This window comes from Bacteroidia bacterium, assembly GCA_019695265.1.
In the GTDB taxonomy this organism is placed as follows: domain Bacteria; phylum Bacteroidota; class Bacteroidia; order JAIBAJ01; family JAIBAJ01; genus JAIBAJ01.
In genome coordinates this window covers 1-9576 of the sequence record JAIBAJ010000126.1, presented here as the reverse complement: position 1 = coordinate 9576, position 9576 = coordinate 1, and the positions used below count along the sequence as shown (strand labels likewise).

General features: G+C 41.7%; 4 protein-coding genes. All 4 read left to right on the top strand.

Features of this window, described 5'->3' with window-relative positions:
• Positions 1-3988, top strand: a 3988-nt coding sequence (locus K1X82_13675) for a gliding motility-associated C-terminal domain-containing protein (protein ID MBX7183155.1), incomplete at its 5' end; no start/stop codon positions are given.
• Positions 3988-4380: a DUF1801 domain-containing protein gene (locus K1X82_13670; GenBank protein ID MBX7183154.1), complete on the top strand. Its 393-nt coding sequence runs from the start codon at positions 3988-3990 to the stop codon at positions 4378-4380. The genes K1X82_13675 and K1X82_13670, both read left to right, overlap by 1 nt.
• A gap of 265 nt (positions 4381-4645) precedes the next feature.
• Positions 4646-5023 carry a hypothetical protein gene (locus K1X82_13665; protein MBX7183153.1) on the top strand — a complete coding sequence of 126 codons (378 nt, stop codon included), beginning with the start codon at positions 4646-4648 and terminating at the stop codon, positions 5021-5023.
• Positions 5010-9212: a gliding motility-associated C-terminal domain-containing protein gene (locus K1X82_13660; GenBank protein MBX7183152.1), complete on the top strand. Its 4203-nt coding sequence runs from the start codon at positions 5010-5012 to the stop codon at positions 9210-9212. Before K1X82_13665 ends, K1X82_13660 begins: the two co-directional genes overlap by 14 nt.
• Positions 9213-9576 lie beyond the last annotated feature (364 nt).

Sequence of the window (9576 nt, the reverse complement as noted above, 5' to 3'; positions counted from 1 at the left end):
TGGAACCGGTAATGTATCTGGTGGTACAACGCCTTACACTACTACATGGAATTCTTCGCCTGTACAAACAGGCTTAATTGCTTCCAATTTGCCTGCAGGTGGTTTTGTTTTTTCTGTTCAGGACGCCAATGGTTGTACTGCTACTGCCAATATTACCATAACAGAGCCTCCTGCATTAAGCTTCAATCATACAGAAACTAATCCACTTTGTTCCGGAAATGCGAATGGCTCCATTATCTTTAGTAATCCAACTGGTGGAAATGGTACCTTTACATACAGTATTGATGGAGGAACCTCTTTTCAAGCTTCTCCTTCCTTTCCAAACCTGGCATCAGGAAATTACAATTTGGTTCTTCGGGATGGAAATGGATGTTTAAGTCCCATTGTAGCTGTTAGCCTTTCCGATCCAAATCAGTTAGCAGTAACTGAAATCCATACAGATATTTCCTGCTTTGGTGGAAATGATGGACAGGTAAATATTAGTCCAACGGGTGGAGTTTTGCCTTATTCCTTTTCATGGTCAAATGGTGCATTAACCGAAGATATTCAAGGCCTGCCTATTGGTTTATATGCTGTAACTGTTTCCGATGCCAACAATTGTACGGTGCAAATTTCAGCGACCCTGTTGGAACCTCCTGCCTTGCTTTTGTCCGAAACACATCAGGATATCCTTTGTTTTGGTCAAAGTACAGGTTCTATCGATTTGGTTGTTTCAGGTGGAACTTCCCCATATTCTTATTCATGGAATTCGGGTCAACTTACTCAAGATTTATCAACCATTCCTGCCGGAACGTATATCCAAAATTTAACCGATGCAAATGGATGTACAGCAACGCTGACAGCTATTCTCTCTGAACCTGCATCTGCTTTAACTGCTACCGAAACTAATACAGGTGTATCTTGTTTTGGCGTTTGTGATGGTTCCATAGATGTTACTACTTCCGGAGGAACTGCACCTTATTCCTTCTCCTGGTCAAATTCTGCAACTACCGAAGATATCTCGGCTTTGTGCATTGGTAATTACACCTTGTCAATAGTAGATGCAAATGCTTGTCCATTCAATTTGCCGGTGATTATTTCAGGACCTGCAGCTCCCTTGTCTGCAACCCAAGTTCCAGGATATGTATTCTGCAATGGCGATAATACCGGAAGTATTGATGTTACTACAACTGGAGGTACAACGCCATATTCTTACGTATGGAACAACGGAGCAGTAACCGAAGACTTAACAAATATCATAGCAGGAACCTACGATGTAACAATCAGCGATGCCAATTCCTGTACCTTTTCTTTAACTATTCCAATTTACCAACCTCCTGTTTTGGTACTAACTGAAACCCATGTGGATGTGGCTTGCTTTGGACAATCTACCGCCTCTATCGATGTTCTTACCTCCGGTGGAGATGCTCCTTACACATACCTATGGTCTAACAGCGCTACAACTGAAGATTTAACCAATATTGGAATTGGAACTTATACCCAAACAGTAACCGATAATTTAGGTTGCCAGGCATCTGTAACAATTACAATTAACCAACCGGCAGCCGCTTTAAACGCAACCGAAACCAATACACCTGCAACCTGTTTCGGTTATTGCAATGGAACGATAGATGTTACCACCACAGGCGGTACCTCTCCTTATACCTTTACCTGGTCTACCGGAGAATTAACAGAGGATATAGCCAATGTTTGTGCGGGAAATCCTAGCCTCGATATCATAGATTTAAATGGATGTACCTTCAATTTGCCTGTAACAATTACCCAGCCAGCAAATGGTGTTTCCTTTACAGAAACCCATACCGACGCCTTGTGTTTTGGATCGGCAGATGGTTCTATAGATGTAACTAGTACGGGCGGTACCCCTCCTTATCAGTTTAGTTGGGATAATGGTGCCACTTCCGAAGATATTAGTGCATTATCTGCCAATCAGTACAATTTAACCGTTACCGACCAAAATTCTTGCGTTTTTACCTTCTCAGTTACCATTGCCGAACCAAATTTATTAACTCAAGCAGAAAACCATCAGGATGTTTTATGTTTTGGTCAATCAACCGGTTCTATTGACTTAAGTGTTTCCGGCGGAACTCAACCTTATCTTTTCGCCTGGTCCAATGCTGCAACTACCGAAGACCTTTCTAACTTACCAACCGGAAACTATACCGTATCCATTACCGATGCTAACAATTGTATTTCAGGTTTAAATGTTTTTATCGCTGAACCGAGCGCTCCTTTAAATGTAACCGAAACTCATACCAATGCAACTTGTTTTGGTTTTTGTGATGCAACAGTTGATATTACTTCAACCGGAGGAACAAGCCCTTACTCGTATTACTGGACCAATAACCAAACAGTGGAAGATCCAACAGGTTTATGTGCCGGTGCTTACGGGGTTATTGTTACCGACAACAACGGATGTCCGTTTACCTTGCCGGTTACAATTACAGAACCCGCTCAACCAATTGCTATTACCGGCACAACCATTGATGCTTCTTGTTTTGGCGGAAATAATGGAACTATCGATATCACTGTTACCGGTGGAACTCCAACTTATACCTATTCCTGGACCAACAATGCAGGTAACAATGAAGATCCTATCAACTTAGTCGCCGGTAATTATACGGTTACGGTGGTAGACCAAACCGGTGTTTGTACCTTAGATCAAACCTTTACCATTTTAGAACCCACCGAAGTTGTTGTTACTGCCTCGCCCGACCAAACCATTTGTATTAGCAACTCCACCACAATATCAGCCAACGCAGCCGGTGGGGTAGGACCATATACTTATAGTTGGACTTCTTTACCCGGGGATCCAAGTTTGACTGCCGGTGCTAATTCTCAAAACCCTTCGGTTTCCCCAACAGCTAATACTACTTATTCCGTTACTGCAACCGATGCCGCAGGTTGTGTTTCAACCCTTGCCGACGATGTTGTAATAAATCTGATGGAACCGCTTAACTTAAGTTTGACTGTTTCAGGATCTAATCCTATTTGCTTAAACGAATCATCTGAAATTTCATTTTCTGCTACCGGTGGTGATGGAAACTATGCCTATTTATTAGACAATTCCACTATCGTTCAATCTCCTTATGGGGTAACACCTCTAACAACTACTACCTATTCAGTTGAGGTTAGCGATGGTTGTGGTACTCCTTCGCAAACTGCTACTGTTACCATTACGGTTAATCCTCTGCCCGATATTCAATTATCGGCCAATGTTACCGAAGGTTGTGAAGATTTAAGAGTAAATTTGGTTAGTGATATTACCAATTGTACCGGTGCTGTTTGGGATTGGAATTTTGGTGATAATGGTCCAAATGCACAGCAAACTACCTTTTCCGGCAGTACCACCTATGTATTTGAAAATCCAGGTACTTTTACCATAAGCATTACCGCAACCTCAACTGATAACTGTGTGAATTCTGCTGTTTTTACAGACTATATTACTGTTCATCCTGAGCCTGTAGCCGGTTTTATTGGTAAACCGCAAATTACAACGATCATGGAACCATCTGTAGAATTTGTAGATGAATCCATTGGCGCATCAACCTGGTATTATGAATTTTTAGATGATGCCTCTACTTCCGCCGATACCAATCCTGTACACACTTACCGCGATACCGGAATATTTATTGTTCAACAAACGGTAATAACCGAATTTGGCTGTACTGATTATGCCACCGATACCATCGAAATTAGACCGGTTTATTCCATGTATATCCCTAACGCATTTACACCGAATGGAAATTATCAAAATGAGTTGTATTCCATGGTTGGTGAAGGTTATATTGAAGGAACATTTGAGATGTTTATTTATAACCGCTGGGGTGAAGAATTATACCGAACCCGCAGCTTAGAGCATCCTTGGGATGGAAAAGATAGAACAGGAAAGGAATGCCCTCTCGGTGTTTATGTATATCTGGCGCGTGTAAAAAGTGGAGAAGATAAAAAGTACAAAACCTATTCCGGACATTTTACCTTGGTTCGCTAATGGCAAGAAATTTTGAATCGGTTGATCAGTATTTGGACGAGTTTACCGGCCTAGAACACTTGAAACTTCAAGAACTAAGGCAATTCCTGTTGGAAATTATTCCACAAGCTCAGGAGGCTATCAGTTATCAGATGCCTTCTTATCGAAAAAATCAAATCTTAATTTGGTTCGCAGGATGTAAAAATCACTTTTCTATCTACATGAAACCTATGTTTTATTCAGGCTTTGAAGAAGAGTTGAAGAAATTTGATCGCACCAAATCAGCCATTCATTTTGCTTGGAATTTGCCTCTTGAAAAGGATTTAATTACTGAATTGGTTCAAAATGCTATGGCAATAGATGCCAAAATACCTGCTAAAGGTTCTGCACGTAAAGTAAAATCCAAAGTTTAATTGATATTCTTTTTATTTGGCGGGTCCCATTCGCAACCAAATAGATTGGGTTCCCTAGGTTTTTGCATGTGCTCATGGTCGGGCTATCGGCTGTAGTCCTCGTCGCCCTTGGCTAACGCCGCGTGCTCCTGTGGGCTACTTGCCTCTATCCCTACCCGGACCGAACCCCAACCTGTTATCCATTGAATGAATTATTAACTTAATACTATGCAAAGATGAAGAATAAGAAAATTTTTTGATGTATGTTTTTTTTCTATTTTTAAGCATGGAAAAGAAGCTACCTAAATTTTTCATTTTCAAGACATTCCTTTTAATTTTTGTCGGAATTTTTGTCGAAGTTAAATCAGGATTTGCCCAGTTAAATCCTCCTGTTAGTAGCCAAAATTGGAGTGAAGAACAAAAAAAAATAGTAAGAGACAAATGGAATGCTGCCCAAGGTACCTTCCAATTTCAAATCGTTAATTCGAGAGTTAGACCTCAAATTGATGTTGCCATTATTGAACAGATTCTAGAAAAGAGACAATTGTCTGAACTTTTTTATTTGCCTTATACAGAAAATGTTCGAATTTTAATCCTTCCTCAGTCTGAACTTAATTCTCCCGATTTTAAACCTTTGGAGCTTTTTAAATATGTTCAAAATTAAGACCATCGCCTTGCCAAGGTTTGTTATTCTGCTTGGAATAATTCTCCTTTATGCTCAGGTAGGTAAAGGACAATCCGATGGATGTGCAACTGCCACGCCAATTACCATTCCGGGTTCAGGAAATGTTTGTGCATCCTATACCAGCGTTGGCGGAACCCCTGATAATACTACCAATGGCTGCAATACCAATGCTTCTGCAAACTATGTGTGGTTTCAATATGTAGTTACAGGTACCCAAAACACTATTACCGTTACGCCATCCACCATGCAGGATGCCTCGGTGGTGGTAGATGTTACCGGTTGTGCCGATGCCAATATCGATTTCTGTAACAACAGTGCCGGTTCAGCAGCCGTAAATATTATCCGAACCTATCCAATTGGTACCAATGTCATAATTGGGGTTGGTTCTACCACCGGAACAGATGGAACCTTCCAACTTTGTATCACATCTTCGGCACCAACCAGTGCCGGTACAGGAGATGCTTGTTCTGCTCCACAGCCAATTTGTTCTGCAGCCAGTCCGGTAACCATTTCAAATATGGCAAGTTTTTCCGGATCGGCGAATTTGCCTTCCTGCTTCTTTGATTTTCCTAGTCAAGATGCTTGGATTTCATTCACAGCAGTAACATCAGGTTCTATTCGTTGGACTGCAACCCCTTCCTCCGGATCTACCGAGTATGACTGGGCTATGTACAATATTACCAATGGTTGTCCAGGTTCCGAAGTTAGCTGTAATTATAACTTTGCTTTTGAAACAGGTGCCAGTTTCGGTATCAATGCCGGAGGAGGTGGAGAATTTAATTCTTCTGTAAATGTTACAGCCGGACAATCGTATGCCATTCTAATCAATAATTGGAGTGGGGATGGAGCCGGATTTACTTTTAACTGGGGAAATGGTACTGCAGCCATTTCACCCAATGTAAATTTCACTGTTTCGCCTAATACACCTGTTTGTGGAGCTTCGGCAACCTTCACCATCAACAATACCTCTACCGGTTCACCAACCTGGACTTTTGGAAATGGCGCTACCTATACGGGGGCTGCACCACCTGCTCAAACCTATACTACACCTGGCACTTATGCAATAACCGGTACGATTAGCGGTGCCTGCAATTCCACCCTAACCCAATATGTGAGTTTATATGGCCCGATAGCTGCCAATACGGTTATTGCCAATGAAACATGTAATAACTGCAATGGAGGAATTCAACTTTCGAATATTACCGGTGGCGATGGTACCTATACCTATGCCTGGAGCCCGGGTGGAGCTACCGGAGCTGCCATATCAAACCAATGTGCAGGAACTTATTCTGTGACCATTTCGGATGGACTTTGTCCTTCTGCAACTCTTTCAAACCTGGTAATTGGTTCGTCTCCTCAACCAACTATTACCGGAACATTAACTACTTGCGTGGGGCAAACCACCACCTTGTCCAGTACTTCCACTCCGGCTGCCGCCAATCCTTGGACTTCATCCAATACAGCGATAGCTACTGCAAATAGTTCAGGTGTTATTACTGGTGTTGCCCCTGGAACAGCCACCATCACTTTTACCGACAATACCGGATGTCAAAATACGGCCATTGTTACAATAACAAATACCCAGGCAATTACATTTACGCAGTTAGGTCCTTATTGTCAAAACGCAACACCTGCTGCCTTGCCATCAGCATCCAATGAAGGTGTAACCGGTACCTGGAACCCTGCAACCATTTCAACAGCAACGCTTGGCAACCAAACCTATACATTTACACCAGGTCCGGGGCAATGTGCAGCTTCAACCACTATGACCATTAATACTACTACGCCAATAACGCCAAGTTTTGCAAGCGTAGGTCCGTATTGTAGCGGAGCCACTATTCCGGCTTTAACAACCACGTCCAATGAAGGTATTAACGGCACTTGGTCGCCGGCATTGGATAATACCTCTACTACTACTTATACTTTTACTCCAAGTGCCGGCCAGTGTGCAGTAACTTCAACCTTGAATATTACAATCAATCCGATAACTACACCAACTTTTGCACAGTTAGGACCTTATTGCACTAATTCTGCCATACCTGCTTTGCCAACTACTTCGGTTGAAGGTGTTAATGGCACCTGGTCGCCTGCCATTGATAATACTACTACAACTACATACACTTTTACTCCCAATGCCGGTTTATGCGCTTCAAATACTACGATGACTATCAGTGTGCTCGATATTTCGTCAACTGAAACCCATCAGGATGTGTTATGTTTTGGACAATCAACCGGATCCATTGATGTTACTATTAATGGTGGTTTATCTCCTTTTAATTTTGCATGGTCGTCCGGACAAAATACGGAGGATATTACAGGTATTCCGGCTGGAACTTATACCTTAACCACAACCGATGCAAATTCTTGTACAAACAGCATTTCAGTTGTTATTGGCGAGCCCAATTCTGCGGTTGGTGCCTCAGAAACCCACGTCAATGCTACCTGTTTCGGATATTGTGATGGTTCTGTCAATTTGAGTCCAACAGGTGGAACCGGCACTTACCAATATTTATGGACACCCGGAAATTTAGTTGTTGAAGATCCCAATGCGTTATGTGCCGGAAATTATAGTGTATTGCTAAGCGACGCCAACGGTTGTACCTTCACCTTGCCGGTTAGTATTACTGAGCCAGCTCAGGGAATCAATGTTACTGGAAATATTACCGATGCCAGTTGTGCCGGAATTTGCGATGGCTTGATTAATATTACTGCATCCGGTGGCACAGGTGGCTATTCTTATTCCTGGAATAATGGAGTTGGAAATACCGAAGATCCGATAGGATTGTGTGCAGGATCCTATACTGTTACTGTAACAGATGGGTCTGGGGTATGTTCTTTTAGTCAAAGTTTTACGGTAGTAGAACCACCGGCTGTAACAGTTACAGTATCGAATGACCTCTCTGTTTGTCAGGGTGCAGTTTCAAGTTTGTTAGCAACGGGTTCAGGAGGAACAGGAAATACTTATACCTATTTTTGGACATCAGTTCCGAATGATGGCAGTATAAGTTCCAATGTTGTAGGAAATCCTACTGTGTCGCCTGCGAATACAACAACGTATTCTGTTACTGCCACGGACTTAAACAATTGCAGTTCAGGACCCCAAACAGTTACAATCACGGTTGCCCCACCATTGGATTTAACTTTAACTGTAGGAGGTGGAAACCCGATTTGTGAAGGTGAAACCACATCCTTGGTTTTTTCTTCAACCGGTGGCGATGGTAATTATGCATTTAACCTGGTAGGTACAGGAGCCGTAACATCACCTTATTCCGTAAGTCCGATGCAGGATACTTATTTTGTGGTGGAAGTAATCGATGGATGCGGGAGCCAACCTGATAAGGACAGTGTTGAAATTGTAGTGAATCCATTACCGATTATCAATTTAACCACTCCTATAGCAGATGGATGCGAAGATTTTAGAGGCGATTTTCAGGCTTATACTACCAATGTTGATGGATTTGTTTGGGCCTGGGATTTTGGCGATCCAAGTTCCAATACCAATACCTATTCTACCTCTCCTGATAGCAATGCGACCCATGTTTTTGAAAACCCCGGAAGTTTTACTATAACTCTTACCGTAACTTCAACTGACAATTGTACCAATTCGGCAAGTTTCCCTGATTTTATTGTGGTTCACCCTAAACCTACTGCCTTTTTTGTAGGTTCACCCATGCAAACAGATATTTTAAATCCAAGCATTACTTTTATCGACCAGTCCACCTATGGTGCTCAATGGGAATATGACTTTTTTGATGGAAATACCTCTAATGAACAAAATCCAACTTATACCTATTCCGATACCGGATTGTTTTCTGTTCAACAAACTGTTACATCCGCTTTTGGATGTACTGACGTTGCCTTAAGTTCAGTGAGAATTACCCCGGTTTATAATTTATATGTGCCTAATACTTTTTCTCCAAATGGAAATCATGTAAACGATATGTTCAATGCGAAAGGCGAAGGGTACGACCCGGCTTCTTATGAATTGAAGGTATTTAATAGGTGGGGCGAAATGGTTTTTCGTTCTAAAAGTATGGAGAACAGTTGGGATGGAACCAAAGATGGTGTTGAATGTGAAGAAGGTGTTTATGCTTATGTATTAACAATAAAGAGTTTTCAAGATTACAGGCAAAAAACGTATTTAGGACATGTTACCTTGTTGAGGTAGTCCATTGAATTGAGGAGTTTTTTACTTTCTGCTTTCTTTTCAACTTTCCTTTCTATACTAGTTTGGTAATGCCTTGCAATTGTGATTTGTTTCTATAGGATTACTTTCGTGTTGGTCTGTTTCTTAATTGATGTGGAAGCAGACTTTGGATTTAAAAAATACAAGAGAAAGCTTGGTAGGGGCGAGGATGAAGATGGTAAAAAGAGATGAAGATATTAAGCTAAACCCGATAGAAGCAAATAGCTTTGCAGGTTGAAATGATACTATACGTTTAGTTATGGAAGGTTGGAAAAGCTCACTATTTGGGTTTTGATGGAATCTGCAAACTATAGCTGATAGCGGGGATGAAGATTTTTCGGGCAGC

What these genes read in the sequence shown, in the direction of transcription:
- K1X82_13670 (MBX7183154.1), top strand. Translation starts at nt 3,988, where the DNA reads ATGGCAAGAAATTTTGAATCGGTTGATCAGTATTTGGACGAGTTTACC.
- K1X82_13665 (MBX7183153.1), top strand. Translation starts at nt 4,646, where the DNA reads ATGGAAAAGAAGCTACCTAAATTTTTCATTTTCAAGACATTCCTTTTA.
- K1X82_13660 (MBX7183152.1), top strand. Translation starts at nt 5,010, where the DNA reads ATGTTCAAAATTAAGACCATCGCCTTGCCAAGGTTTGTTATTCTGCTT.